Source organism: Bacillus sp. 5B6, from assembly GCF_000259405.1.
Lineage (GTDB): Bacteria > Bacillota > Bacilli > Bacillales > Bacillaceae > Bacillus > Bacillus velezensis.
This window is the reverse complement of sequence record NZ_AJST01000001.1, coordinates 2,619,167-2,645,749: the sequence shown is the minus strand read 5'-3', so window position 1 is coordinate 2,645,749 and position 26,583 is coordinate 2,619,167. Positions and strand designations below refer to the sequence as shown.

Below are 26,583 nucleotides of genomic sequence, written 5' to 3'. Positions count from 1 at the left end.
CATAATGAGCAAAGATGGAATCAATAGTAAGGATTTTTTAATCGGAACGCTGATCGGGGGAATTATCGGCGCGACAACGGCGTTGTTTCTGGCGCCTAAATCAGGTAAGGAGCTGCGCGACGATCTCGGCAGTCAGGCTTCTGCGTTAAAGGATAAGACGGACAGAATGACGGCCGACGCGAAAGAGAAAGGCTCTCAATATGTCAGCATTGCCAAGGACAAAACATCTAATATCACCCAGCTGGTAGCTGATCAGTCAGGCCAGATTATGAATAAAGTGAAGGATTTAAAAGACCGTTCTAAGAGCACACTAACCGAGAAAGCCGAAGAGACGAGAAGCGAAATGCAGGACACGGCCCAAAGCATCAAGGCCGAAGCGGAAGACGCCGGGGAAAAAGCCGGTCAGGCAAATCGCTGATCTTCAATAAGGAGAGATAACCGACATGACAAAACAGCTGATATCGTCTGAAGAAGAGTTCAAAAATGCCGCTGAGAAAGAAAACACGCTCGTGTTTTTGAAACACAGCACCACCTGCCCGATCAGCCAAGCCGCGTTTCAGGAGTTTGACGCCTTTGCATCGGCGCATTCGGAAGTGCCTTCTTATTACCTGCAGGTGCAGGACAGCCGGCCGCTTTCAAACTATATCGCCGAGACATACGGCGTGAAACATGAAAGTCCGCAAGTATTCGTCATTGCAAACGGCGAAGTGAAATGGCACGCGTCTCATTCACAAATCACAAAAAACGCAATAGAGCAGCACCTTTCATAATTGCTGGCCGCCGGTTGATACCGGCGGTTTTTTTTTGAAAAAAACTATTGATCATTTCAGCCGGATCATGTAGGATATCAATATATACTGCTTCAACGCATAAAAGCTTAAAAGCGTTTTTGTGATAAAGCCGAATGTGAAAAAATTTATTATTTCATATTCCTATTTTCGCATAACTGTAGTAAGATGCATGTTAACCATTAAAATAAAGCATAGCATAGAAGGGATGAAAAAGATGAGCAACAAGGAATTAGAGAGCCTAAGACAGCAGGCAGACGCACTAAACTTAGAAATCCTTAAATTAATCAATGAACGCGGAGCCGTTGTAAAAGAAATCGGTAAAGCAAAGGAAGCACAAGGTGTCAACCGATTTGACCCTGTCAGAGAGCGTACAATGCTTAACCGCATAATTGAAAGCAATGACGGCCCATTTGAAAACTCAACGATCCAGCATATTTTCAAAGAAATTTTCAAAGCCGGACTTGAACTTCAAGAAGAGGACCACAGCAAAGCGTTGCTCGTCTCCCGGAAGAAAAAAGCAGAAGATACGATCGTTGACATAAAAGGTGAAAAAATCGGTGACGGCGATCAGAGATTCATCGTCGGACCTTGTGCCGTAGAAAGCTATGAGCAGGTTGCCGAAGTAGCGGCCGCAGCGAAAAAACAAGGCATTAAAATCCTGCGCGGGGGCGCGTTTAAACCCCGCACAAGTCCGTATGATTTCCAAGGTCTCGGCGTAGAAGGCCTGCAAATTCTTAAACGCGTCGCTGATGAATATGACCTCGCGGTGATCAGTGAAATCGTAACGCCCGCACACATTGAGCAAGCGATTGATTACATTGACGTCATTCAGATCGGCGCGCGGAACATGCAAAACTTTGAATTGCTGAAAGCGGCCGGCTCCGTTAAAAAGCCGGTATTGTTAAAACGCGGTCTTGCCGCAACAATTTCAGAGTTCATCAATGCAGCTGAATACATCATGTCACAAGGAAACGACCAAATCATTCTTTGTGAGCGCGGAATCAGAACGTACGAAACGGCAACGAGAAACACACTCGACATTTCTGCCGTGCCGATTTTGAAACAGGAAACTCACTTGCCGGTGTTTGTTGACGTCACACACTCAACAGGCCGCCGCGATCTCCTGCTTCCGACAGCAAAAGCGGCGCTTGCGATCGGCGCTGACGGCGTGATGGCCGAAGTTCACCCTGATCCTTCCGTTGCCCTTTCAGACTCTGCGCAGCAGATGGATATACCTGAATTCGAGAAATGGCTGAACGAATTAAAGCCAATGCTGAAAGTAAAAGCATAATACAACGTTCCGCTCTTCAAAGGCCGCCTCGCGCGGCTTTTTTTCGTATCTTCATTTTATTTAATTATAAAATGAAAGTGAACGTTTTCATCACTGGGAAAAACGTGTATAATTTCATGAGAGATATTTAAATTTGATGAATAATGAAAAATAATGTACACTACTGACTTACGCTTACAATCATAAACGACAGAATGCGAAATCGTACGACATTTCTTTACATAAAGTGTTTATGCTATAGATAAGGATAAGTGTATCCAGTAAAAGGAGTGGTTTCAGTGAGCAACATTACGATATACGATGTGGCCAGAGAAGCAAATGTCAGTATGGCGACTGTTTCCCGCGTCGTGAACGGCAACCCGAATGTAAAACCGACGACCAGAAAAAAAGTATTGGAAGCCATTGACCGGCTCGGCTACCGCCCGAACGCGGTGGCAAGAGGGCTTGCAAGCAAAAAAACGACAACGGTCGGCGTCATCATCCCTGATATCTCAAGCATTTTCTACTCTGAACTTGCGCGTGGAATTGAAGATATCGCGACGATGTACAAATATAATATTATTTTAAGCAACTCGGACCAAAATCTTGAGAAAGAACTGCATCTGTTAAATACGATGCTTGGCAAACAAGTGGACGGTATCGTATTTATGGGCGGCAACATTACGGACGAGCATGTCGAAGAATTTAAGCGCTCTCCTGTGCCGATCGTCTTGGCGGCGTCAGTGGAAGAACAGGGCGAGACGCCTTCTGTCGCCATTGATTATGAACAGGCGATTTATGATGCCGTTAAGCTTTTCATTGATAAAGGGCATCGCGATATTGCATTCGTCTCCGGACCGATGCAAGAGCCGATCAACCGTTCGAAAAAACTGCAAGGGTACAAACGGGCGCTTGAAGAAGCGGCGATTCCGTTTAACGAGCAATTCGTAGCGGAAGGCGATTACACCTATGATTCCGGTATGGAGGCGCTTCAAAGCTTGATGGGCCTTGACCGGAAACCGACGGCGATTCTTTCTGCGACGGATGAAATGGCCCTCGGCATTATCCATGCGGCCCAAGATCAAGGTCTTTCGATACCTGATGATCTTGATATTATCGGTTTTGACAATACGAGATTGAGCCTGATGGTCCGCCCTCAGCTTTCAACAGTCGTGCAGCCTACGTACGATATCGGCGCTGTGGCGATGAGACTTTTGACAAAACTGATGAACAAAGAGCCGGTTGAAGAGCATATCGTCGAATTGCCTCACCGCATCGAATTAAGACAATCAACCAAGTCATAAAAAAACGGAAAAGCAAGCTTCACTCTGAGGGGTGGAATCTTGCTTTTTTACTTGAGTAAGGAGAAGATATGAAACGTTTTGATTATCTGACGCCCGTTGGCTTTATGTTAGGCTGTATTATTGTCGCAATCGGTATTCTGTCAGGGACGGGACTGGCGGGAATCAGTTCATTTTTAGATCTGACTTCTTTTTTAATCGTCACAGGCGGCCTTGCTGCGGCGATCTTTATCAGCTTTCCGCCGAGGGATTTAAAGAAAACCCCTTCTGTTCTGAAACAGGTATTCTCCCGTCAGGATGACAATGTGAAAGAGCTTGTCAGAGTATTTGTCAGCCTTTCGGAGCAGGCGCGCAGGCAGGGGCTTCTGTCTCTGGATGACCGGGCGCGTGAGATCAAGGATCCGTTTTTAAAAAAAGGGCTTTTGCTTGCGATTGACGGCTGGGACGAGGAAACGATCCGGCTGGTGATGGATTCTGAAATCGCCGCGATGGAAGAAAGACACAGAAAAGGAAGACGCGTTTTTGAAAAAGCCGGTGATTTCGCACCCGCCTGGGGAATGATCGGGACGCTCGTCGGACTCGTTCTCATGCTCAAAAACTTAAATGACCCGCATACCCTCGGACCGAACATGGCCGTTGCGCTATTGACGACACTGTACGGAGCGCTGCTTGCCAACTTGGTGTTTATCCCAATCGCGGCAAAGCTTGAAGAAAAAACAGAAAGCGAAATTTTCATCAAACAGGTCATGATCGAAGGGGTTGTCGGCATCCAATCGGGCAAAAATCCCCGCAACCTCGAAAGTCAGCTCGTCGTCTTCAGCTCAAGAGAAGACTGGCGTAAAGGACAGCCTGCGAACAAGAAAAAGGGCGCTGTCCATGAAGCTTAGAAAAGAGCGTTTTGAAAGAAGAAACAAACCGGAACATTCCGGCGGTTCACCGAGATGGATGGTGACGTTCGCTGACTTGATCACGCTCATTCTCGTGTTCTTTATATTGCTTTTTTCGATGTCGCAAATAGACGCGGAAAAATTTCAATCTGCCGTTTCATCGATTCATACAAACGGCAGCGGGGGTGAACCGGCGTCATCAGACAAAGCAAACGAAAATAAAGAACAGGATTTGCTGTTACAAAACGTGAAGACATACATAAAAGCGCATCATTTGAGTTCGAAATTGACGGCGAAGCGCGATGAGCGCGGAGTGGTTCTTGTGCTGCAGGAGGCCGTTCTGTTTCAGACAGGAAAAGCGGATGTGCTGAAAAACGCCGAGCCGGTTCTGCATCAGATCGCGGTGCTTTTAAAAACAATTCCGAATGACATACAGGTAGAAGGCCATACGGACAGCCGGCGGATTTCCACCTATCAATTTCCGTCAAATTGGGAGCTGTCGTCTGCAAGAGCGGCGAGTGTGATCCGGTATTTTACCGCGAATGAAGACTTTTCCGCCAAACGGTTTATCTCTGTCGGGTATGCGGATACGAAACCTGTGAAGGATAACAAAAGTCCCGGACATATGAAAGAAAACCGCCGTGTAGAAATTGTGATCAAAAAAACGACCTCCTCATAAGGTCGTTTTTTATTTTGTTTTATACCGCTGCTCAGACCGGATGGCAAAAAGTGCTTTTTCCACGGTTTGGGCATTTTTTTCTGAAATTTCTTCTTTGCGGGGAATCGGAGGATATAATTGTTCAGGATCACTCCAAATAGCGGGCAACGTGCAGGGGGAGTGCTTCTGCCATTTATCAATCCATTTCTGCGGTATGCGCTCCCCGGGATCAATCCCTTTCATCTCAAGCCAAATGCGGCTCCATGCTCTCGGGACGACTCTCCAAATATCGTATCCGCCGCCGCCGACCGCGATCCATCTGCCGCTGCAATATTGATGGGCTAATGAATGAGCGAGCCGCGGGATCTCCTGATAAATGGAGATTGTATTGGACAGGTGTGTCAATGGGTCGTAATAATGGGCGTCGGCACCGTTTTGGGTAAGAATCACATCCGGCTTAAAAAAAGCCGCGATTTCTGAGGCGGCCGTATTGTAAGCGTGAAGAAAGGAATCGTCCTCTGTGAAAGCATCCAGCGGAATGTTAAAAGAATAGCCGTAGCCTTGCCCGCTTCCTTTTTCCAGTACCTGTCCCGTCCCGGGAAATAAATAACGCCCGGTCTCGTGAAAAGAAACAGTGCAGACATCAGACCTGTCGTAAAACGTAAATTGAACGCCGTCGCCGTGATGGGCGTCTGTATCAATGTATAACACTTTTGCCCCGTAGTTCTTCTGGATGTATTGGATGGCCACGGCGCTGTCATTATAGATACAAAAGCCTGAGGCCCTGCCGCGGAAGCCGTGGTGAAGGCCGCCTCCTAAATTGCAGGCGTGCCTAGCTTGTCCCGTCATGACATAATCAGCCGCCGTTAAGGTGCCGCCCACCAGAAGTGACGCGGCTTCATGCATGCCGGCAAAAACGGGGGTGTCTTCCGTTCCGAGACCGTAGCTTTCTCCTTCTGCGGCAGGGAGCCGGCCGGCACCCGCTAGTTCCACCGCCTGTATATAATCCTCCGTATGAACGAGAGCCAGCTCTTCTTTAGCGGCCGTGCGCGGTGTGACGATATCTCCTTCGTCAAACGCATCCGCCGCCTGAAGCAGATCGTATGTTAAAAGCACGCGACGCTGATTGAACGGATGTTCCTGATGAAATTGATACGTCTGATAAGAAGGCGAGTAAACAAAAACGCTGTCTCTCATGGCTTATCCCTCAAATGTTTCGGCCATAAGACATTGTATCCGGCTTCATGAACGGCACGGATAAAAGGGAGCGGATTCATCGTCTTCACCCGGAAGACGAGAATGTTCGACCCGGCGGAATCATGGGGATAGACGAGCACACTCAGGATTTGCAGCTGAAGATCACGGCACATGCAGCTGAGATCAGCAAGGCTTTTTGTCATATCCGTCACCAGGATTTCCACCTGTGACCCCGGCTGGGCCGCTCCTGTCAGGCTGACGAAAGTCCGGAGCACGTCAGTTTTCGTTAAAATGCCCGTCAGCTTATGGTTTACCGTAATCGGCAGACAGCCGATGCCGTGCTCATAAAAGGAAGCAGATATTTCTTCCACAAAGTCAAGCGGATGAGCGCAGATGACATTCCGTTTCATAATGGTCTCCACTTTGTTTGTCAGAAACACGCCGCGTTCCTTTTGTTCAAAGCTGCCGGGGCCGGCCTGTTTAATGTCTCTGTCTGTGACAATACCGATGACGTGCAGCTCGTCGTCGATGACAGGGAGATGGCGGATATGATATACCTTCATTTTACGGACGGCTGTTTCAATGGAGTCGTGTTTTGAGACGGTGATGACGTCCCGTTTCATGATTTGTTCTGCAATCATCTTTTTATCCCCTTTGTATGTCAGTCAATACATAAATCGCTGATAAAAACGAAGCCTGTCGAACTGTTCAATTGACTCCTGACTGACGTGCCTGCCGATGCGGGCCATCAGACAATTGGCCGGGTGAGAGCTGATTTCCGGTTCATCCGTTGCGAACCAGACAAGACCCCCGGCATTCATCATCTTTTCCATGATCTTTCTGTATTCCCACACATCTTTTTTCATTCCTTTTAAATCCCAATGCCAGTAATATTCCGTCGTCATGATGATGTACCGTTCCATCTGTTCATCCATCATGCTGACTGTCAGCAGCGTTTTTCCGACAGAACAGCCCCTGTAGCCGGGAGCGACCTCGATCGCCCCGAGTTCAAGGAGGTCTTCCATATTTCCGTCAGACCACCGTTCAAGCGGATCAGGATATAAATACGTCACATAGCCGATAATCGTCTGTCCGTCCCTGGCGATAATGATCCGACCTTCAGGAAGCCCGGCGATCTCGATTAACGCTTTGTGCTGTTCATGAGGAAGGCGAAAGGCTGTCAGGCCTTCATGAAACTCATACTGTGCTAGGTCCTCTGGAGGAACGGGCCCTTCTACTAAAAGAGGGCCGGCTGCTGTCTGAATTAATGAAGAATGGTACGTTTTATGATGTTTCACTGATTCACCGCCTGTCGGTTCTTAATAAAAACACATCTCTCTTAAGCATAACAAAATATAAAGCGTTTTCAATAGTGTTGTAATTTATATTTTAAAAATTGAGAAAACTGTGAACATCTACTATAATTAGTCTATAGATAAGCAAAGGGGGATGTTGCATGAATTTGAAAGCGTTGCCGGCGGAAAAGGGGAATTATCATCTGCGAAATTATGAGGAAACGTACCGCAGCTTCGATTGGAAAGAGGTCGAAGCGGAGTTTTCCTGGCATCAGACGGGGAAGCTGAATGCGGCGTACGAAGCGATTGACCGTCATGCCGAATCATTTCGAAAAAACAAAGTAGCGCTGTATTACAAGGACGCAAACCGGGATGAAAAATACACATTTAAAGAAATGATGGAGGAATCGAACCGGGCGGGAAATGTACTGAGACGGTATGGAAACGTGGAAAAAGGGGACCGCGTTTTTATTTTCATGCCGCGTTCGCCGGAGCTTTACTTTATCATGCTCGGCGCAATTAAAATCGGTGCGATCGCCGGTCCTTTATTTGAAGCGTTTATGGAAGGCGCCGTCAAAGACCGCCTCTTGAACAGTCAGGCAAAGGTTGTCGTGACGACACCTGAACTGGCCGAACGGATTCCGGCGGACAGCCTGCCCGACCTCGAGCATATTTTCATTGTCGGCGGCAGCAAAGAAGCGGGAGATAATAAAATCATCCATTATGATAAAGCGGCTGAGGGAGAAAGCACGAGACTTGATATTGAATGGATGGACAGAAGAGACGGCTACCTGCTTCACTACACATCAGGATCTACCGGAACGCCCAAAGGTGTGCTCCACGTTCATGAAGCCATGATTCAGCAATACCAGACCGGTAAGTGGGTGCTTGATCTTAAAGAAGACGATATTTACTGGTGCACTGCGGACCCGGGCTGGGTGACCGGGACGGTGTACGGGATATTTGCGCCGTGGCTGAACGGAGCGGCGAATGTGATCGTCGGCGGCAGATTCAGCCCGGAAAACTGGTACGGCACGATTGAGAAGCTTGGTGTCAGCGTCTGGTACAGCGCTCCAACGGCTTTCAGAATGCTTATGGGCGCCGGAGATGAAATGGCATCCAAATTTGACCTTACTTCACTTCGTCACGTCCTGAGTGTCGGAGAACCTCTGAACCCCGAGGTCATCAAGTGGGGACATAAAGTATTCGGCAAGCGTATCCACGACACGTGGTGGATGACAGAAACGGGCGGACAGCTCATCTGCAATTATCCTTGCATGGAGATCAAGCCGGGTTCAATGGGGAAACCGATTCCGGGAGTGGAAGCGGCGATCGTTGACAATCAGGGAAATGAGCTTCCGCCGTACCGAATGGGAAATCTCGCCATTAAAAAGGGCTGGCCGTCGATGATGGATTCCATTTGGAACAACAAAGAGAAATATGATTCTTATTTCATGCCGGGCGGCTGGTATGTTTCCGGAGATTCTGCTTATATGGATGAAGACGGTTATTTCTGGTTCCAAGGCAGAGTCGATGATGTCATCATGACATCCGGCGAGCGCGTCGGCCCGTTTGAAGTCGAAAGCAAACTTGTTGAACATCCGGCGATTGCCGAAGCCGGCGTCATCGGAAAGCCGGACCCTGTCCGGGGAGAAATTATTAAAGCGTTTATCGCGCTCAGAGAAGGGCATGAGCCATCCGATCAGCTGAAGGAGGACATTCGCCTCTTTGTAAAACAGGGGCTTGCCGCGCATGCCGCACCGCGGGAAATTGAATTCAAAGATAAACTTCCGAAAACAAGGAGCGGAAAGATTATGAGACGTGTGCTGAAGGCGTGGGAGCTGAACCTGCCGGCAGGCGACCTGTCCACAATGGAAGATTAAAGACGGCGTTGACATCGTATCTTATTTATGTTAAAAATGAGTAAGCTTCATACGAAAAGGTTTTGATTGAGACAAGTAGGGTATCTGATTGTTCAAGAGAGCTGATGGCCGGTGAAAATCAGCACATAAGATATGCCGAATACACTCATGAACTGCTTTTGCGAACAAAGCCATTCCAAGGCTTTCAGTAGTGAAAGAACGGACACGGTCCGTTATCAAAAAGAGTGATAAAAGCTTTTTTATGCTTTTATTAGTAGGGTGGTACCGCGATTATATCGTCCCTTCGTTTAAAACGAAGGGGCGTTTTTTATTTTCATAAACAAAGGAGCAGACAAAATGACTAACTTATTAGAGGATTTATCATTCCGCGGCTTAATCCAGCAAATGACGGATGAAGAAGGACTGAATAAACAGCTGAACGAAGAAAAAATCCGTTTATACTCAGGGTTTGACCCGACGGCTGACAGCCTGCACATCGGACACCTTCTGCCGATATTGACACTGCGCCGTTTCCAGCTTGCAGGCCACCATCCGATTGCGCTTGTAGGCGGCGCGACGGGACTGATCGGCGATCCGAGCGGCAAAAAAGCGGAACGTACGTTAAATACTCAGGATATCGTTGTCGAATGGTCGCAAAAAATTAAAAATCAGCTTTCCCGATTTTTAGATTTCGAGGCCGGAGAAAACCCCGCTGTCATAGCGAATAACTTTGACTGGATCGGAAAGCTGAGCATTATTGAATTTCTTCGTGACGTCGGAAAGAACTTCGGAATTAACTACATGCTTGCGAAAGATACCGTAAGCTCAAGAATTGAAACTGGGATTTCTTACACGGAATTCAGCTACATGATCCTGCAATCCTACGATTTTCTGAATCTGTACAGAGAAAAGAACTGCAAACTCCAAATCGGAGGCAGTGACCAGTGGGGCAACATCACGGCCGGTCTTGAACTGATCAGAAAATCAGAAGAAGAAGGGGCGAAAGCTTTCGGTCTTACCATTCCGCTCGTCACAAAAGCTGACGGCACGAAGTTCGGCAAAACGGAAGGCGGAGCCATTTGGCTTGATAAAGAAAAAACATCGCCGTACGAATTCTACCAGTTCTGGATCAATACAGATGACCGCGACGTCGTCAAATACTTAAAATACTTCACTTTCTTATCAAAAGAGGAAATTGAAGCTTATGCTGAAAAAACGGAGACGGCTCCTGAGAAAAGAGAAGCGCAGAAACGTCTCGCTGAAGAGGTGACTGTTCTTGTACACGGCCGCGAAGCGCTTGAGCAGGCCGTTCATATCTCCCAGGCGCTGTTCAGCGGCAATATTAAAGAGCTTTCCGCTCAAGACGTCAAGGTAGGATTTAAAGATGTACCTTCGTTTGAAAAAGACCGCTCTGAAGAACTGTCTTTAGTAGACGTGCTTGTGGAATCTAAATTGTCGCCTTCAAAACGGCAGGCCCGCGAAGACATTCAAAACGGAGCTGTTTACATTAACGGCGAGCGCCAGACGGACATCGGGCATCTTCTGACTGCGGAAGACCGCATTGAAGACCAATTTACCGTACTGCGCCGCGGAAAGAAAAAATACTTCCTGATCACGTACTGAAAATAAAAAGCAGTCCGGCCGCTCAATGCGGCAGGCTGCTTTTTTATGTTTTGTGAATACTGCACGGGGAAATGAGTACAGTACATAGTATAAGCAAAACAGGGAAGGGGTGCTGCGCCGTGAATTTCATGTTTACCATCGCAAAAGAAAGATTGCAGCGGGATCATTGGGAACAGCAGCAAGGCATAAACGCCGAAGCCAAAGCCGAGGAATCAGAGACGGAAGAAGAAAATCCGACATCATAAAGGGAAAGCCTCCATTCTGCGGAATGGAGGCTTTTGATTGTCACCATATCAGCCTGACCGCGGCCATCAGCACGACTCCTGTGATGACCGTGATGGATAAGCTTTTTGTCCGCATTGCGCAAAGCAATGTCGGGATGAGAACGATCATTGCTTGCCAATCAAAGGTCAAAGCGCTGTTTGTTTTCACAATCATGCTTTCCGTTACCAGAGCCGTCAAAATGCAAAGCGGAATAAAGGAGAGCCATTTTAAAGCCAATTCAGGCATCTGAATGTTCCGGACAAATATAAACGGAACAATGCGCGGCACGAGTGTAACAACCATGCAGCCGAGTATAATCCAGATCATTTGTGTGCTGATGCTCATTTGTCCGTCACCACCCCGATCGTTGCCACAATCACGGTTGAGGCGATAACCGCGATGTGTGACGGGACGAAATACGATAACAAGACCATAAAAATGATCATATAGAGAATTAAGGAGAGGCTGTGCTTCAGCTTTTCCGAAGCGGACGACTGCAATTGCAGCACAAGCAGCGCCGCAAACATAGCGGGCAAAGCAAAGTCCAGGCCGAGCGCGTAAGGATCAGAAATCCATTGTCCGAGAAGCCCGCCCATCACGCAGGAAATAACCCAGCACATGTAAGCGGTTATATTGAGGCCATTCATCCACTTATCGTATAACCTGCCGTTCTGAGCCGCTTTGTTCACCGCTACCCCGAAAGATTCGTCAGTAAGCAAAGCCCCGAAGCCGATATTTTTCAGCAAAGAGTATTTCGTGAAATACGGCGCGATGGTCAGGCTCAGCAGAAGGTGCCGCAGATTGACGATAAACGTCGTTAAAATAATGGCGGAAATCGGACTCCCGGAAACAAGGAGTGAGCAAATAATAAATTGGGCGGCGCCGGCATAGACACACAAAGATAACAAACAAATTTCAAGAATGCTTAGATGAGAGGCAACGCCAACGATGCCGAAAGCAAAACCGATGCTCATATAGCCCAGCAGCGTAGGCACACAATCCCGCACCCCCTGTAAAAACGTATCGTTCATTTCCCGGGAAACGGCGGTTTTTTGCACTTCTGTGTTAATCATTTTTTATACTCCTTTCATAGAGATTATAATGATAACGACTAATGAAAAAATCAAAGAAAATACGGTTCACATTTAAATGAACCGATTTCCGGTGACGACATGAAATAACGAATGGTTTTGTTTCATCAGGCCTTCAACTTTTTCAGCCCCTACTTCTTTTACAAGCTCCGCGAACATAAGGTCGTGCCTCATATATTCCATGGCCACGAGAACGAGAGCGGGATCTTCTGATTTAATGGCCCAGGCATTCGTCTGCGGAGAAAAATTGGCGATTAAGACTTCTTTATTATCGCGGGCAGCTATCGTTAATCTTCCGCCCATCCGTTTCTCCGCCACTTCAGGAGACATATTATGATTTGTCGTATTTCCGAGCTTCACTTCCGGAGGGCCGAACACAATCGAAAAGACGGGCAATTGTTCGGCGGCGCGTTTGTTAGCGGCTTCTTGAATAAAGGGAATCTGCTGTTCCCAGACAGACAGCCACAACTCTTCCTCGGCTTTTTCAATCATATCCTTCATCTCATTGATGACATGATCATTCGTGCTGATGCGGCGGATGACATTCATCTCCTGCTCGCTTTCCAGCGCCAATAACTTTTCCTCAAGGTAGCCGAATGAACTCTCGAAATCGTGCCGGAGCCGGTCGATTAATTCCTTTCCGGCAAGCGGAGCATAAGTAACCGGATCAGACGGCACAATATGGACAGCGCCTTTATCAACTAATTTCCCCAATACTTCATAGATCATTGAGCGGGGGACGCCTGACCTTTTGCTGATTTCATATCCGGTAACAGGCGAGTGTTTCAACAAGCCGATATATGCTTTACATTCATATTGAGAAAATCCAAATTTCTGTAATTCTTTCAGAACATCCTCCATAAACATCCTCCGTAGTGGTTATTCATGAAACTACTATAATGTAAGCGGTTATATCTTGTCAATGGGACTTGAGTGCTGAAAGAAAGGTGCGCCTGTTTTTGTCGCTTTCCAACTTAGTTTATGGTGAGTTACATGTATGGCTTTTGTGAAAAACGTTGCCGTAGACCCACACGAATGCCGTTTGATACGATAAATTCAAGAAGTTAAAAAGAGGAGGATCACGGTGGAAAACACCTCTAAAATCGCTTTTTTATCGGTTATAAGCAATTCCCTGGTCGTCATGCTCAAAATAGTGGTGGGGATCATAACCGGATCTGTCGCGATACTTTCTGAAGCCATTCATTCTTTTTTAGATTTGATCGCCGCCTTCATCGCCTTTATCTCCGTCAGGATTTCAAAAAAGCCGGCTGATACAGGGCATCCGTACGGTCATGGAAAAGTCGAGAATCTGTCGGGGACTATCGAGACGATTCTGATTTTTGCGGCAGGGATTTGGATGATATATGAATGCGTTCAAAAACTGGTCAACCCCGCGCCGGTTCATCTGCCTGTATTGGGAATTGTTGTGATGCTTGCGGGGGCTCTCATTAATTTGATCGTTTCGAAGTTCGTAAAAAGAGAAGCCGAAAAGGTTAATTCCGTGGCAATGAAATCAAATGCCCTGCATTTACTGACTGACGTGTACACATCATTAGGCGTAGCGGCAAGCCTTTTGGTCGTTACCTTAACGGAGTGGTACATACTTGATCCCATTATAGGTATGGTGCTGGCGGTGTATATCATATATGAAGCGTTTAAGTTAATGAAAGAAGCATTCCCGCCGCTGATTGATACCCGTTTGTCGGAAGAGGAAGAAAAAACAATTTTAAAGATTATTGAAACATTTCAACAGGAATTTATTGAAATTCACGATTTTCGTACAAGGCGCTCCGGCCCGCAGGAGTATATTGATTTTCACCTGGTCGTAGCCTCTCACGTGACGATTAAAGACGTGCATGACCTGTGTGACCGCATTGAAAGAGATATTACGAATGAATTCAAACAAGCACAGGTAATGATTCACCCCGAGCCGGAGAGCGAGAGGAAGAAATAAATCGATCTTAAGTTTGCTTTTGTTCCCGGCAAAATGTCTGCAAAAGGCCCGTTCCCACGGGTCTTTTTGTTGTGTAAATGACCATTTCTCGCTCATATGAGAGAGAAGCTTATACACGTGAGGGGTTCATTTCATACGTTATGTTGTAAAGAAAAAGGGAGGTGAACAGAATTGAACGCTATTTCTGTTAAAGAAATTGAACATGGAGTTGCCGTTGCGGAAAGAGAAGGTTTAGGGGAGTATTTATACCAAGAACCGGTTTCTAAAAAATGTTCGCGCCGTTCCCGCAGCAGAAAACGGACACACCGTTCTCGCAGCAGAAGACGGACGCATCACCGGACACACCGTTCCCGCAGCAGAAGACGGACGCATCACCGGACACACCGTTCCCGCAGCAGAAGACGGACGCATCGCCGGACACACCGTTCCCGCAGCAGACGGTCCCATCAAAAACGTACCCGCAAACGCTGTTTTAAATGCTGACTGCAGACTCTGTTACAAGTAACGGGGATCTGCTATAATGGCAAGAGAACTGCATAAAAGATCCGGTATTCATCATCTGCGGACACTGAACTGACAACATGGCGCTGTTTGTTCGTGTCCGTTTTTTATGTCAACAAAGATGCCGGAGGATAAAAAGGAAGGGATGACGCCGAATGAAGCTGAATGAGGATTTTTATAACTCTGCAGGAAAGACAGTCTCTTTGCCAAACATAAGCAGCAAGCTTTTGCATATCACGGACAGCGGGCATATCAGCGTTGACTTCATCAGCATAAGCAGGCTGCGGAAGGCTTCAAAAATCGCGATCTTAGGTGACAGCGTCGCCCGGGGGCTGCGTGCGGAATACGGCTTTGGTGACATTCTGAAAGACCGGACAAACGCTGAAATAACCAATCTGTCTGTCAGCGGCGTTAATATGAGCAACAACGGAAGCGATAACATTTATCAGCAGGCGCTTAAAACAAAGGGACATGATGTCATCATTGTCCAGGGAACAGATGATGATTGGTGCAACCACATTCCCATCGGCACAGATGAAAAGGATATCACCACATTTTACGGAGGCTTCTGCCAAGTGATCCAGCAGCTGCGGAGCGGAAATAAAGGCGCGAGCATCATTGTGGTGACCCCAACGAGACAAGCAAAAATATCAAAAGGAAAAATCGTCCGCCGTGATACTGATAAAAATAAACTGGGCCTGAAGCTGGCTGACTATGTGAAAGCCCAAAAAGAAGCCTGCACACTCCTCTCTGTACCGTATGCCGACCTGTTTGATACAGATCTCATCGACCCGTATAATCCCGCTTTCCGCAGCATGTGCATGTCAGAAGGTCTTCATCCGAACGAGAAAGGGCATCAAATCATATTTCAGGAAATCTGCCGGAATTATTATTACTATTATGGGTAACACAGCGCTAACAGATTATTTTCGGCTTTGCTTTTCTAAAAGCTCAATTATTCTTTGAGATGCGTGTTTTTGCGCTCTCAAAAGCGAGACGATATTACCGGTAAAACCGATTAAAATGAAAAGCAGCAAAATGATCATCCACATAGCGAACCTCCTGTCGGGTTTTAAAACATCCTCTCTTTATTTTACTTATGATGGATGGGCCGGAGAATAGGTCTAAACGAACGGTGTTTCTTTAAGAGTCCATAAAAAAGCACAGACTGAACGGGTCTGTGCTTTTTTCTCTTATTTCAGCAGGTTCAATGATTCACGATTAAAGGCTTCCAAATCGTCAGGTGTTCTGCTCGTTACGATGTTATGACTCACGACGACTTCTTCATCTTTATAATGTGCGCCGGCATTGATTAAGTCTTTGCGGATGCTGCGGAATCCCGTGATATCTTTTCCTTTAAGAAGGTCGGTATCAATCAGCAGCTGCGGGCCGTGGCAGATCGCGAAAACGGGTTTCTGATTTTCCACGAATGCTTTAGTGAATTCACCCGGGCGGTCATCTCCGCGCAGAAGATCCGGTGAAAAGCCTCCGGGAATCAATAACGCATCGAATTCCTTGGCGTCTGCGTCTGAGATCGCTTGATCGATCTTTACTTTCTCACCGTGCTTGCCCGTCACTTCTTTCCCTGCTTCCAAATCTATTGTCACCACACTGTGGCCCGCTTCTTTAAATGCTTCCGCCGGGCTTGTATATTCAATATCCTCAAATTGATCTGTCATCAGAACTGCGATTTTTTTGCTCATACATCATGCCTCCTGTGAATTTGTATATGACAAGAATATCAGGCAGATTCCCGCCTCACAACGTATTTGCTTATGAAAAAAGACCCCTCTGAAAAAGAGGAGCCAAAAGGTACGGAGGTCTGCTGAAACTTACGTGTTTAACCTGAGATAAGGCAAGAAATCGAACCAATTACTTTTTGTGTCTTTTTTTATTCTTTTTACACCCGCATTTCCCCGGATCTCCCGGATCAATGACTTCGTGAATTGTTTCTTCCTGATAAACGTGGCGGGGAACATAACGGATATGCTCTCTGTTAATGTGTTTGATGGGATGGACGTAAACCACTTCTTTGTCAGTATACTTGTCAGTCACAATATACTTAGGGTCACAGTAATACACTTTCGATTTTTTACCCATTCATCTCACCTCCCGTACTTTATTAAATGCTGACAAGGAGGATTTTGCATCGGACAAGTACCCCATGGCAAGTCCACAATTTTCCATATGCAATTTCGTTTTTCTGTTTTTTCCTGAATCCGCCTCAAATTGGAATGGCTAACCCTTTTTGAGCGGGGAAATCTATAAAAAAGAATTCAAAAACGATTCTTTTCTCAGGTCAATCGAGATGCATACATCTTTAGGGGGATTTCAGAATGCTCGATGAAAAAACGATTGAAACCATTAAAAGCACAGTGCCGGTCTTAGAAGAGCATGGTGAAGAAATCACAGGCCGGTTTTATGACCTGCTGTTTCAGCATCACCCTGAGCTGCTGAATATCTTTAATCAGACAAATCAAAAGAAAAAAACACAGCGTACGGCCTTATCGAATGCTGTGATTGCGGCCGCAGCCAATATTGACAGGCTGGAAAACATCGTTCCCGTCGTCAAACAAATCAGCCATAAACACCGGAGTATAGGTGTTAAGCCCGAGCATTACCCAATCGTTGGAAAGTACTTGTTAATCGCGATAAAGGATGTGCTAAAAGACGGGGCTGCTCCTGAGGTCATTCGGGCATGGGAAAAAGCATACGGCGCCATTGCAGACGCTTTTATCGGAATTGAGAAGGACATGTATGAACAAGCGGAAACGCAAAAAGGCGGCTGGAAAGACTATAAGGCGTTTAAAATTGATAAAAAGGTAAAAGAAAGCAAAGAGATAACGTCGTTTTATTTAAAACCGGAAGACGAACAAGTTCTCCCCGAATTCAAAGCGGGGCAGTATATCAGTGTAAAAGTATACATTCCGGACACGGGCTATACGCATATCCGCCAGTACAGCTTATCCGACGTGTCCGGTAAGGATTATTACCGGATTTCCGTGAAAAAAGAAGGGGTTGTTTCCTCATATCTGCATGACCAATTACACGAAAAGGATTCAATTGAAATCAGCGCTCCGGCCGGGGATTTCGTATTAGACCCTGATTCCAAAAAGAATCTCGTTCTCGTCAGTGCCGGTGTCGGAATTACCCCGATGATCAGCATGTTAAAGACGGTTGCCAAAACCCAGCCGCAGCGAAACGTTCTCTTTATCCATGCAGCAAGGAGCGGAGAGTATCATGCGTTGCGGCATGAAGCTGAAGAAGCCGCGGAACACTCATCCGTTGACACCCTCTTTATTTACAGCGAGCCGTCCGAGCAAGACCGTTCAGAAAACATTCGTTTTCGGGAAGGCCGGATTGACAAGCAGCTGTTAGAAGAAGTGATGACAGATAAAGATGCTGATTTTTACCTGTGCGGATCACCGTCGTTCATTAAAGAAATGAAAAAGCTGATTTCTGAATTCAATACACCGCCGGAATCCATTCACTATGAATTATTCGAACCGCAGCTGAGTATGGTGTGATTGAAGAAGGAAGGACGATGATTTAATGTGTTAAGCACCCGGATTGGGTGCTTTTTTTATTCTAGATAACAGAACGAACAGGGAATTAGAGGCGGGTTGTCACGTCGATGGCTGCCGCTGAGTACGTTGTTTTGGATGATATAGGCACGCACACGCTGAGGAAAACATTCGGCTACCATTTTTACAGGCAAACAAAAGACGTTGCGATGTTGCAGGAGATTTTTAATCACTCAGATCAGCGGACAACCCTTCGGTACATTGGAATTAACCGATACCATGAACAACGCCAGGAAGAAATCCAAAATATAAGCAGGCTCATCTCATAAACAAGATGAGTCTTTTTTTTGCATATTTTTATTGATTCCCTTCAAAAAGCAAATGTGGAATTCATTTTGTAGGGATAATGCTTGAAAACAAGGGTGGCAAGGGCTGACGCACTTCGGGCAGTTGCACAGTATATAACATATGGGTAATTCGTGGATAATGTGGATACTTCCTGTAAATGTTATATAATAGGGGAAAAGTTTAGGAGTGGAAAATTTGAACTTTGATACGAAGTATCTTATTAGGTGGGGAATACCAGGATGGGTATTCATTATGTTAATAAGCTTGCCAATCTTATTTTTATATCATAATGAATTACTTAAATTAAAAATAGATATATCCAAGACCTTGGGTCTTTTTGTATCATTAGCTTTTTTCGGAGTAACTATCGGATACATAATGCAACAAATTCACTTTTCTAGTCGGTGGTCTAAAAATAAACAAATCATAGATGAAGCTGCTAGAATGATAAATGCTGTTGAGGAGCACGTTAAGGGTGTAAGTCTGTTTGAGTGGGGCGAAAATCATCATCAAGATTATTATGTATTTGAATATGTTTGGCATAGGGGGTTATTGAGATTAAAAGATGCTCAAAGAGATTATGTAGCTGATCGATATAGGCATATACTTAGCACAATTCATAGTTTAGGTACTCTTAGAGTTTCTCTGGTGATTTCCTTTGTGATTAATTTGGTCACTTTAACAAAATATAATTTTGATAGTTATTTTAATTCAACCTTAAATCCAAATATGTATATATTCAATTTAGTTATATTTATAATTTATCTTGGACTTATAGGTTGGTTGTTTAAAGTAGTATCAAAAGGTTACGAGCATTATTCAGCTAACTTAAATGCGTTTCAAGGTTATTTTTTGAACGAGCTAATAAATTGGGGTACTCTCAAAGAAAATAAGCAACAAGAGGAAGAGGAAGAAGTAGAAGCCAGTTATTAAAATGGCACAAACTTGGCAGAATAACGGCACACCATTTCTTTTGAGTGAGGTATTATGGTAATAGGTAATAAATTTAAGAAGATTCTCTGGTTCTCAAGAGAGCAGATAATAATTATAGTATTCTTCTCGATCCTATGAGAAGAGATTATAGGAGGATTAGTATGAAAATAAAATCATTATGGATAGTGGTAAAGAATATGTAACAGTGAAATTTGAATCAAAAGAAGACTTAGCGACTAAATTAGGACAATCATCAGATGAGGTTTTGTATTTTTCTGTAGATGATGAAGAAAAAATATATTTGAATGCAGAACGCGTCTCCTCTTTTGAAATTCTAGATTAGCATCCTTCGGGTGCTTTTTTTGTTGCATACAATCGAAGGATTTCAGGGGAAAGGGAGGACTACTGCGAACAGCATAAGAGCACCACGCAAGCCTATGACCAATATCGGGAATCATCAGCTGCCAAACGGGGGTATAACAGCAAGTGGAGGCAGTCGCGCGCTGGTTACCTGTCCAAGCATCCGTTATGTGCTGTCTGCTTAATGCAAGGAAGAAGAACCCCGGCGACAGTTATCAATCATATCGTTCCGCATAAAGGCGGCATGAACCTCAAGTAAATGGGCCCTTATGCGCCTCGTGTCAGGGCCGGTAGACAGCGACGGAGGATGGAGGATTTGGGAACAGAACATCAAATGAAAGAATGTACAAAATCCCCAAGACTAAAAATTAAATTCTTTTGCGTACACTTAACTTCATCTGTTTTGATGTTATTGTCTTCACTGTTATATACCCGAGCATAAAAGAAAAATGGGTAAAAACAAATTTGTGAAGCTTGTGTGTTTTAAAAAAGATAGGAGGATGTAACCCCCTATCTTCTCATTCTTCCTATTCTGATTAACTCCCCAATAATTGATCCAGCGATGAAAATAATCAATGGGACTGGAGTGAATTTATTACCCAAAACGCCCATGTAAACAAAATAACATGCACATAAAACAAGGAACAGTAGGATATATCTTTTTAATATCCTGTTAACATTAGACGTTGTTTTTTCTTGTTGCATATTTTTCCACCTCGTTTTTATGGTCGGCAAGTTGATGGGATTGGCCTGCTTCCAAAGAATTTGGGACTGTCTGCCGTTTTAAGGACTTTCTTTCTTTTAGAGTCTTCGTAGAATTTTGTTCTATTAGCATAAGGGTATGCGCTGCATTTAAAGGCATAACGATATTGGAATACTGTATAGTATGCAGTTGTTTGGGTACCTGCTAAAAACCCTACAATAGCGAATACTACGTTGTAAGGTGTTTTTGTTATTGTTGAAATAGCTGTGGCTGCCACACCGACAGAAACGCCTTTCAAATTGTATTTATAATTGTATTTCCCCATGTATTTTCCACCGGGCGGTATCTTCATAGTTGACATATTAGAAGAAGAAAATACCCCATCTTCCTCCATAGTAAGGTTAAAATCGACCTCACCGTTTTTATAAAGTGTGTTTGTTTCGTTGTTGTATTCAAATTTTGTAACTGCCCCATTTTCCTCAATAACTTTAGCTTTATTCACAGCAGGGTCAGTAAAGTCGTAAGAATAGACATACTTTTCCCCATCAATCTCAAAAACATTCTCACCTACAGTATCATTTGACATTGATGCAGGGGTGTTCAACATTTCATTGCTTTCTGCTTTGGCTTTAAAATTAGGCATAACCCCTACAACCAATGCAGTGACCAAAAACAAAAGTAAAGCTGACCTGAATTTCTTCAAACAATCACACTCCCTATTGTATATTCGTTACAAACCAAATTATACCGGACTTGTTATTATTTAAGAATGGGGACAGCGGAGTGTAGATTCGACAATAGAGAGAAATAGTCCGCTATAATACCGTTCTGAAAAAGTGGGTCAATAGCCTTTTTTTGAAATTGTGCGATGCCGAAAAAAACTCCTATTAATTACATTTTATGTTAAAGGTATGCTAGAATATTTTTTGATAAAATTTAGAATATTTGTAGAAAGAGGGGTTTATCTTATGAGTAAACTGGCTTCTGAATGTGTTGCAAATATATTAAATGATTGGTATATCGCGATAAAACAACAAGACGCTGAGTCTGCTGAGAAATATTTTGAAGAGATCAAACCGCTTTTAGATGAAATGGGAGACGAACCGATTAATTGGTGTATAGAGGATTTATAAAAAGCGCAGATACTCTGCGCTTTTTTATTTAAGTATTTTCCGAATCATTCGCAGCCCGTTTTTGGAAGAAGGATAACGGAAAGCGAAGTCGAAGCGGTTCGTTTGTTTGACGACGCTTTTTTTGTGCGTAAACGTGTTAAAGCTGTCAAATCCGTGATAGCTGCCGATGCCGCTTTCCCCGACGCCGCCGAATGGCAAATACGGTGTCGCGACGTGCATTAACGTATCATTGACACAGCCTCCGCCAAACGACAGATTCTCTAAAACAGCGCGCTCAGTTTCTTTGTTTGTGGTGAAGAGATACAGGGCGAGCGGCTTTGGGCATGATTGGACTTTCTCAATGACTTCCCCGATATCACGGTATGTAAAGAGCGGAAGAATCGGCCCGAAAATCTCCTCCTGCATCACTGGAGAGTCATCCTTCACTTGATCTAGGATCGTCGGCGCTATTTTGTGGTGATCAGGATTAAATTGTCCGCCTGTAAGCGGGACGCCATCATTCAGAAAGCTGAGCAGCCGCTGATAGTGGCGTTCACTGACGATTTTGCCGTACTGCGGATTTTGTTCAGGCTGAGGGCCGTAAAATTCACTGATCGCACGCTTCATTTCTTCTGTGAGCTTCGTTTTGATATCTTGGTGGACAAATAAATAATCCGGTGCGATGCAGGTTTGCCCTGCATTTGTAAATTTCCCGAAGACGATGCGTTTGGCGGCAAGCTGTATATCAGCATCCTTATGGACAATGCAGGGACTTTTGCCGCCGAGCTCCAAGGTAACGGGAATTAATTGTTTGGCGGCTGCCTCCATGACGATTTTTCCCACGGCAACGCTTCCTGTGAAGAAAATATAGTCAAAGGGCTGCTGTAATAACACAGTGCTGACGTCGGGCCCGCCCTCCGCCATAGCGACATAGTCACTCGGAAAAACGCTGCTGATGAGTTTGGAAAGAACAGCGGAAACCGCCGGCGTGTATTCTGACGGTTTAAGAACGACTGTGTTTCCGGCCGCAATGGCTCCAATCAAGGGTGAAAGCGCCAGCTGCAAGGGATAATTCCAAGGCGCAATCACCAAAACGGTTCCATATGGCTCAGGGATAATGATGCTTTTCGAGCCTAGGTGAGTCAGAGGCGTTTTGACTCGTTTCGGTTTGATCCATTTTCCCAGCCGCTTCATCACAAAACTGATTTCCTCCAGTACAATTCCGATTTCTGTCGTGTACGACTCTTGTTCGGATTTGTGGAGATCCTGATAGAGAGCGGCTGTTATATCGGCTTCTTGTGTTTTGATGGCTTGTTTCAGCTTTTGCAGCATGTTCAGTCTCATTTCTAGCTGTCTCGTATGCCCCGCCGCAAAATAGGCTTTGTGCTTGCTGACGATAGAGGGGATGCTGTTCATTCAGTCGCTCCTTTTTTGTAAGGTATGATGATTCATTATGTAAAAAATCGCTTCTGCTTGTCAAATGGGATTTTCTAATGTACATGCAGCTGAAAAGCAGCAGGCACATAAAAAAAGCCCCGGGACAGGGGCTTTTTTTAATAAAGAGAGGGAGCATCTGCCCATTATTCTGACAGCCCAAAAGAAAAACCCCGGAAACATTGTCATTACAACATGTCCGGGGTTTAATCCAATGCTCTTTAAAGAGCGTTTTACTTAACGGGAGTAGAACTCAACGATAAGCGCTTCGTTAATTTCCGGAGCAAGCTCAGAGCGCTCTGGAAGACGAGTGAATGTACCTTCAAGCTTTTCAGCGTCGAAAGTAAGGTACTCAGGAACGAAGTTGTTTACTTCTACAGATTCTTTGATGATAGAGAGGTTTCTTGATTTTTCGCGAACACCGATTGTTTGACCAGGTTTTACTTGGTAAGACGGAATGTCAACGCGGCTTCCGTCAACAAGGATGTGACCGTGGTTAACTAATTGGCGTGCTTGACGGCGAGTGCGCGCAAGACCGAGCTTGTACACAACGTTATCAAGACGTGCATCTAAAAGAATCATGAAGTTTTCGCCGTGTTTACCAGTCATTTTTGCAGCTTTGTCAAACAATGTGCGGAATTGACGTTCGTTTACACCGTACATGTGACGAAGTTTTTGCTTTTCTTGCAATTGCAAACCGTATTCTGATAGTTTTTTACGCTGTCCCGGACCGTGGGGACCTGGTGCGTAAGGGCGTTTTTCTAATTCTTTACCTGTACCGCTAAGAGAGATTCCTAAACGGCGAGACAGTTTCCAAGATGGACCTGTATAGCGAGCCATAATGTGACTCCTCCTTTGGTTTTATTTTGTGGAAAATAAAAACCGTCTGTTCGATCCGACCGTGCACATTTTGTTTTCATGTATCCTCGCTCCAGCAGCAGAGAGTTACACGATACACCTTACAGCTAAGGAACAAAATGCAAACACAGAAGCTGAACAAAAAGGCTGCAATATTTCACACAAAGAACATTATATGATTTTTCCCTGCCGCCGTCAACCATTTCTCCATGAAGAGTGCCGGTTTATGATATAATGTACAAAAATGAGTAGTACATGTTTAGGTGATAAAAATGAAAAAACAAACAATTGATGAAGTGACGGCCTTTCATCAGAAAATGCTTTCTTTTTTCTTAACGAAATCTGAATCCGTCTCATTATCCGACTCGCTGTTATGGCTGGCCTCAGCTCTCGAATCCTGCTTTACATCTCTTTCATTGACCCTTTCACCGGCAGAATCAACACGTTTCACCATAAAAACAGAAGATGAACCGCATTATGCTCCGCTGAAAGAGAGTGACGGCCGTTTTATGATCAGGAATCAGACGTCCGGCAGATCCTTTTATCTGTGCTCGGAAGGCGGGCTGCCGATCCCGGAATCATTGCCTGAGATCGTTACTCAGTTCATTAATCAATCTGTGAGACAAAGCGGGCTGTTTGACAAAACGAAGCATCAGCGGAAAATTCACAGAATGACAGAAATGTTCCATTCGCTTTTGGACCAAAATGAGGTTTTGGAAAAACTGCAGGCAAGTTTGAGTACGGCTTTCCGGTCTTTCCGTTTTTCACTGTTTATCACGCAGGATCAGGATACGGACAGACAGCTTCCCGCAAAAGAATTACATATGGACGGAAAAGATGCCGATCCGTCTGCCCAGAAGGTTTATTTATCGGGGAGACTGCTCAGAAAAGGCAGGTCATCTGCTTATCTGCCGATCAAAGGCCAGCAGGGGACTTACGGGGTTCTGAAGACGGAGGGGCTGCAGGATGCCGTTCTTTCGTGCAGTACTCTCAGTGAAATGCTGCTGCTTGCGGGCGCAGCGGGAAAAGCATTTGAAAATGCGCAGCTCTATGAGCAATCGAAAAAAAGCATTGCGAATCTGGAGCTCATTAATGAAACATCGCGCCAGCTGAATCAGCGCCTCAGACTCACTGATACGATGCGGGAGCTCGCCGCCATTATGACCCAATCGTTTCATGCGGAAGAAGTGGCTTTTTTTCATATTGATCATTTTGAAACGCAAAATCTGCTTCCGGGACATACCGCTTTTTTTAAGACAGAACGTGCGAACCCCTATATCAGCATTGTGAAAGAAAAGCTCTTCGAGGGAGAAAAGGGTGTGTTTATCGGCAGCGGAAAGACTGTATTCGGCGAAAGCGGCTACGGCTCGCTGATGGCGGTGCCGATGATCGAAAATGACACCGTCTTCGGGTTTGCGATTTTATTGAAAAAGGATTTGTATGCTTTTACGTTTGAAATGTATAAGCTTTTTCAAGCGCTCATTCACCATGCGACATTGGCGGTTACGAACTCCATGCTGCGCGACAGGCTTGAGCATCTTGTTCAGACAGACCAGCTGACGGAGCTGTATTCAAGAACCTATTTGGATGAGAAAATTCAATACAGCATGAAAATTCATAAACGGGGTGTATTCATCCTCGTTGATATCGATAATTTCAAAAATATTAATGATACATACGGTCATCAAACGGGAGATTCGATCCTGATTCAGGTGGCCTCCGTTATGAAGAACCATATTCGTGAGCATGATGTCGCTGCGAGGTGGGGGGGCGAGGAGCTGGCTGTCTATCTGCCGAATATCAACGTGTCATCCGGAGAACGCATCGCTAAAAGGCTGGTTCGCGCCATCCGGGAAAACACCGAGCCGCGCGTGACGATTTCCTGCGGCGTTTCCTGCTGGTCAAAGACCGGCCCGATGCCGTTGAAATTGCTCGTTCAGCAAGCGGATGAGGCGCTTTATATCGCCAAACGGAACGGCAAAAACCGGCTGATCATCCATCAAAACAGCACGACGACATAAAAAAGGAGCCGGCCTGCCGGCCGGGCTCCTTTTTTTATCCTAATCGTTTTTCAAGCGTTTCAACAAACTTTGCCAAATAGGTTTCGTCCGTTTCATCAAAACGGTTTTTCACGGGGCTGTCAATGTCCAGCACACCGATCACTTCACCGTTTACGCGGATCGGGAGGACGATTTCCGACTGGGAAGCCGCGTCACAGGCGATATGTCCCGGGAACGCATTCACATCGGCAATCCGCTGCACCGAGCCATTAGAGTAGGCAGTGCCGCATACGCCTCTGCCGAACGGAATGCGCACACAGGCAGGAAGTCCTTGAAACGGTCCGAGTACGAGCTCGCCCTCTTTAGCGAAGTAAAACCCCGCCCAGTTGACTTCATGTAATGAATGGTATAAAAGCGCTGACGCATTCGCGTAATTTGCGATCGCATCCGTTTCATCTTCTGTCATGGCTTCGAGCTGTTTAAGCAGAAGCTGATAACTTTTTTCTTTATCTCCGGATTGTTTTTCGACATGAAACATGGAAAACCCTCACTTTTTCTATAATATCAAACAAAGTTCCGGCCGTTCTGCCGGCATTTGTCGAGAAGTTCTTACAGGA

30 protein-coding genes, 3 pseudogenes and 1 other annotated feature are annotated in these 26,583 nt (G+C 45.3%); of the genes and pseudogenes, 20 read left to right on the top strand and 13 right to left on the bottom strand.

Translation table 11 applies throughout. The features are described from left to right. Positions 1 to 4 precede the first annotated feature (4 nt). From MY7_RS12385 to motS, 6 genes are all read left to right on the top strand, one after another. Positions 5 to 418 carry a YtxH domain-containing protein gene (locus MY7_RS12385; RefSeq protein ID WP_003152380.1) on the top strand — a complete coding sequence of 138 codons (414 nt, stop codon included), beginning with the start codon at positions 5 to 7 and terminating at the stop codon, positions 416 to 418. Positions 419 to 443: 25 nt separating this feature from the next. After that, on the top strand, positions 444 to 770 hold the full coding sequence (ytxJ, locus tag MY7_RS12380; protein ID WP_007408776.1) for a bacillithiol system redox-active protein YtxJ: 327 nt from the start codon (positions 444 to 446) through the stop codon (positions 768 to 770). A gap of 235 nt (positions 771 to 1,005) precedes the next feature. Continuing rightward, positions 1,006 to 2,082 carry a bifunctional 3-deoxy-7-phosphoheptulonate synthase/chorismate mutase gene (locus MY7_RS12375; protein ID WP_003152383.1) on the top strand — a complete coding sequence of 359 codons (1,077 nt, stop codon included), beginning with the start codon at positions 1,006 to 1,008 and terminating at the stop codon, positions 2,080 to 2,082. A 278-nt stretch (positions 2,083 to 2,360) separates the two neighbouring features. Beyond that, positions 2,361 to 3,365: a catabolite control protein A gene (gene ccpA, locus MY7_RS12370; RefSeq protein ID WP_003152385.1), complete on the top strand. Its 1,005-nt coding sequence runs from the start codon at positions 2,361 to 2,363 to the stop codon at positions 3,363 to 3,365. Positions 3,366 to 3,433: 68 nt separating this feature from the next. Next, on the top strand, positions 3,434 to 4,249 hold the full coding sequence (gene motP, locus MY7_RS12365) for a flagellar motor protein MotP (RefSeq protein WP_007613155.1): 816 nt from the start codon (positions 3,434 to 3,436) through the stop codon (positions 4,247 to 4,249). Continuing rightward, positions 4,239 to 4,928 (top strand): flagellar motor protein MotS, encoded by a 690-nt coding sequence (gene motS, locus MY7_RS12360; protein ID WP_007613154.1) that lies wholly within the window; start codon positions 4,239 to 4,241, stop codon positions 4,926 to 4,928. The genes motP and motS overlap by 11 nt, the downstream gene beginning before the upstream one ends. A gap of 9 nt (positions 4,929 to 4,937) precedes the next feature. On the opposite strand, the gene MY7_RS12355 is transcribed toward motS, so the two are convergent. Genes MY7_RS12355 through MY7_RS12345 form a run of 3 tightly spaced genes read right to left on the bottom strand, consistent with a single transcriptional unit; the run spans position 4,938 to position 7,402 of the window. Further along, complete coding sequence (locus MY7_RS12355) at positions 4,938 to 6,104, bottom strand: acetoin utilization protein AcuC (RefSeq protein ID WP_007613153.1); 1,167 nt, start codon at positions 6,102 to 6,104, stop codon at positions 4,938 to 4,940. Next, positions 6,101 to 6,745 carry an acetoin utilization AcuB family protein gene (locus MY7_RS12350; RefSeq protein ID WP_007613151.1) on the bottom strand — a complete coding sequence of 215 codons (645 nt, stop codon included), beginning with the start codon at positions 6,743 to 6,745 and terminating at the stop codon, positions 6,101 to 6,103. Before MY7_RS12350 ends, MY7_RS12355 begins: the two co-directional genes overlap by 4 nt. A 24-nt stretch (positions 6,746 to 6,769) precedes the next feature. After that, positions 6,770 to 7,402, bottom strand: a complete 633-nt coding sequence (locus tag MY7_RS12345) for a GNAT family N-acetyltransferase (protein WP_007613150.1) — start codon at positions 7,400 to 7,402, stop codon at positions 6,770 to 6,772. A 158-nt stretch (positions 7,403 to 7,560) separates the two neighbouring features. Here MY7_RS12345 and acsA point away from each other — a divergent pair, with 158 nt between their 5' ends. From acsA to sr7p, 3 genes are all read left to right on the top strand, one after another. Further along, positions 7,561 to 9,282, top strand: coding sequence for an acetate--CoA ligase (acsA, locus tag MY7_RS12340; RefSeq protein ID WP_007613149.1), 1,722 nt, complete (start codon positions 7,561 to 7,563; stop codon positions 9,280 to 9,282). Positions 9,283 to 9,335: 53 nt separating this feature from the next. After that, positions 9,336 to 9,568, top strand: a binding site (T-box leader). A 50-nt stretch (positions 9,569 to 9,618) separates the two neighbouring features. Further along, positions 9,619 to 10,884 (top strand): tyrosine--tRNA ligase, encoded by a 1,266-nt coding sequence (tyrS, locus tag MY7_RS12335; RefSeq protein ID WP_007613147.1) that lies wholly within the window; start codon positions 9,619 to 9,621, stop codon positions 10,882 to 10,884. 119 nt (positions 10,885 to 11,003) lie between these two features. After that, entirely contained in the window at positions 11,004 to 11,129 is a 126-nt protein-coding gene (gene sr7p / locus MY7_RS20045) for a small protein SR7P (RefSeq protein WP_260627211.1), read from the top strand. A 40-nt stretch (positions 11,130 to 11,169) separates the two neighbouring features. Here the strand turns inward: sr7p and MY7_RS12330 are convergent, their stop codons facing one another. The 3 genes from MY7_RS12330 to MY7_RS12320 form a co-directional block, all read right to left on the bottom strand. Further along, entirely contained in the window at positions 11,170 to 11,493 is a 324-nt protein-coding gene (locus MY7_RS12330; RefSeq protein ID WP_007613145.1) for an AzlD domain-containing protein, read from the bottom strand. After that, a complete protein-coding gene (locus MY7_RS12325) occupies positions 11,490 to 12,221 on the bottom strand; it encodes an AzlC family ABC transporter permease (RefSeq protein WP_007613144.1) in 732 nt (243 codons plus the stop codon). The genes MY7_RS12330 and MY7_RS12325 overlap by 4 nt, the downstream gene beginning before the upstream one ends. Before the next feature lie 72 nt (positions 12,222 to 12,293). Then, positions 12,294 to 13,100 carry a TrmB family transcriptional regulator gene (locus tag MY7_RS12320; protein WP_007408765.1) on the bottom strand — a complete coding sequence of 269 codons (807 nt, stop codon included), beginning with the start codon at positions 13,098 to 13,100 and terminating at the stop codon, positions 12,294 to 12,296. A 223-nt stretch (positions 13,101 to 13,323) separates the two neighbouring features. Between MY7_RS12320 and MY7_RS12315 the strand changes: the two genes are divergently transcribed. The 4 genes and pseudogenes from MY7_RS12315 to MY7_RS12305 all read left to right on the top strand — a co-directional run bounded on the left by MY7_RS12315 (position 13,324) and on the right by MY7_RS12305 (position 15,602). Continuing rightward, entirely contained in the window at positions 13,324 to 14,193 is an 870-nt protein-coding gene (locus tag MY7_RS12315; protein ID WP_007408764.1) for a cation diffusion facilitator family transporter, read from the top strand. Between the two features lie 171 nt (positions 14,194 to 14,364). Next, positions 14,365 to 14,415 (top strand): annotated as a pseudogene (locus tag MY7_RS20175) (hypothetical protein); the annotation flags it as partial. 47 nt (positions 14,416 to 14,462) lie between these two features. Continuing rightward, positions 14,463 to 14,669 (top strand): hypothetical protein, encoded by a 207-nt coding sequence (locus MY7_RS12310; protein ID WP_007613141.1) that lies wholly within the window; start codon positions 14,463 to 14,465, stop codon positions 14,667 to 14,669. Positions 14,670 to 14,849: 180 nt separating this feature from the next. Then, positions 14,850 to 15,602 (top strand): SGNH/GDSL hydrolase family protein, encoded by a 753-nt coding sequence (locus MY7_RS12305; RefSeq protein ID WP_007613140.1) that lies wholly within the window; start codon positions 14,850 to 14,852, stop codon positions 15,600 to 15,602. Between the two features lie 15 nt (positions 15,603 to 15,617). On the opposite strand, the gene MY7_RS20040 is transcribed toward MY7_RS12305, so the two are convergent. The 3 genes from MY7_RS20040 to MY7_RS12295 all read right to left on the bottom strand — a co-directional run bounded on the left by MY7_RS20040 (position 15,618) and on the right by MY7_RS12295 (position 16,794). Next, the gene (locus MY7_RS20040) at positions 15,618 to 15,746 is read right to left on the bottom strand and encodes a hypothetical protein (RefSeq protein WP_007613134.1); all 129 of its coding nucleotides are present in this window, start codon (positions 15,744 to 15,746) and stop codon (positions 15,618 to 15,620) included. Between the two features lie 141 nt (positions 15,747 to 15,887). Then, the gene (locus tag MY7_RS12300) at positions 15,888 to 16,397 is read right to left on the bottom strand and encodes a type 1 glutamine amidotransferase domain-containing protein (RefSeq protein WP_007408760.1); all 510 of its coding nucleotides are present in this window, start codon (positions 16,395 to 16,397) and stop codon (positions 15,888 to 15,890) included. 169 nt (positions 16,398 to 16,566) lie between these two features. Then, entirely contained in the window at positions 16,567 to 16,794 is a 228-nt protein-coding gene (locus MY7_RS12295; RefSeq protein ID WP_007613133.1) for a hypothetical protein, read from the bottom strand. 236 nt (positions 16,795 to 17,030) lie between these two features. On the opposite strand from MY7_RS12295, the gene hmpA reads away from it, so the two are divergent. The 5 genes and pseudogenes from hmpA (at position 17,031) to MY7_RS20170 (ending at position 20,153) form a co-directional block, all read left to right on the top strand. Continuing rightward, positions 17,031 to 18,221 (top strand): NO-inducible flavohemoprotein, encoded by a 1,191-nt coding sequence (gene hmpA, locus MY7_RS12290; RefSeq protein WP_007613131.1) that lies wholly within the window; start codon positions 17,031 to 17,033, stop codon positions 18,219 to 18,221. 110 nt (positions 18,222 to 18,331) lie between these two features. Continuing rightward, positions 18,332 to 18,530, top strand: a pseudogene (locus tag MY7_RS12285) (tyrosine-type recombinase/integrase); the annotation flags it as partial. Positions 18,531 to 18,761: 231 nt separating this feature from the next. Next, the gene (locus tag MY7_RS12280) at positions 18,762 to 19,499 is read left to right on the top strand and encodes a hypothetical protein (protein ID WP_007613129.1); all 738 of its coding nucleotides are present in this window, start codon (positions 18,762 to 18,764) and stop codon (positions 19,497 to 19,499) included. A gap of 205 nt (positions 19,500 to 19,704) precedes the next feature. Next, positions 19,705 to 19,842 (top strand): hypothetical protein, encoded by a 138-nt coding sequence (locus MY7_RS19610; RefSeq protein WP_153933080.1) that lies wholly within the window; start codon positions 19,705 to 19,707, stop codon positions 19,840 to 19,842. Between the two features lie 39 nt (positions 19,843 to 19,881). Next, positions 19,882 to 20,153, top strand: a pseudogene (locus MY7_RS20170) (HNH endonuclease signature motif containing protein). A gap of 428 nt (positions 20,154 to 20,581) precedes the next feature. Here MY7_RS20170 and MY7_RS12265 read toward each other — a convergent pair. Continuing rightward, the gene (locus MY7_RS12265; RefSeq protein ID WP_007613127.1) at positions 20,582 to 21,265 is read right to left on the bottom strand and encodes a hypothetical protein; all 684 of its coding nucleotides are present in this window, start codon (positions 21,263 to 21,265) and stop codon (positions 20,582 to 20,584) included. A 265-nt stretch (positions 21,266 to 21,530) separates the two neighbouring features. Here MY7_RS12265 and MY7_RS19935 point away from each other — a divergent pair, with 265 nt between their 5' ends. Beyond that, complete coding sequence (locus tag MY7_RS19935) at positions 21,531 to 21,695, top strand: response regulator aspartate phosphatase (RefSeq protein WP_051058662.1); 165 nt, start codon at positions 21,531 to 21,533, stop codon at positions 21,693 to 21,695. 24 nt (positions 21,696 to 21,719) lie between these two features. Here MY7_RS19935 and MY7_RS12255 read toward each other — a convergent pair whose 3' ends face one another. Continuing rightward, positions 21,720 to 23,090, bottom strand: coding sequence for an aldehyde dehydrogenase (locus MY7_RS12255; protein WP_007613125.1), 1,371 nt, complete (start codon positions 23,088 to 23,090; stop codon positions 21,720 to 21,722). 255 nt (positions 23,091 to 23,345) lie between these two features. Then, positions 23,346 to 23,948 (bottom strand): 30S ribosomal protein S4, encoded by a 603-nt coding sequence (rpsD, locus tag MY7_RS12245; protein WP_003152406.1) that lies wholly within the window; start codon positions 23,946 to 23,948, stop codon positions 23,346 to 23,348. A gap of 290 nt (positions 23,949 to 24,238) precedes the next feature. Here rpsD and MY7_RS12240 point away from each other — a divergent pair, with 290 nt between their 5' ends. After that, positions 24,239 to 25,987, top strand: a complete 1,749-nt coding sequence (locus MY7_RS12240; RefSeq protein ID WP_007613122.1) for a sensor domain-containing diguanylate cyclase — start codon at positions 24,239 to 24,241, stop codon at positions 25,985 to 25,987. Between the two features lie 34 nt (positions 25,988 to 26,021). On the opposite strand, the gene MY7_RS12235 is transcribed toward MY7_RS12240, so the two are convergent. After that, positions 26,022 to 26,504 carry a GAF domain-containing protein gene (locus MY7_RS12235; protein ID WP_007613120.1) on the bottom strand — a complete coding sequence of 161 codons (483 nt, stop codon included), beginning with the start codon at positions 26,502 to 26,504 and terminating at the stop codon, positions 26,022 to 26,024. Positions 26,505 to 26,583: the final 79 nt, after the last annotated feature.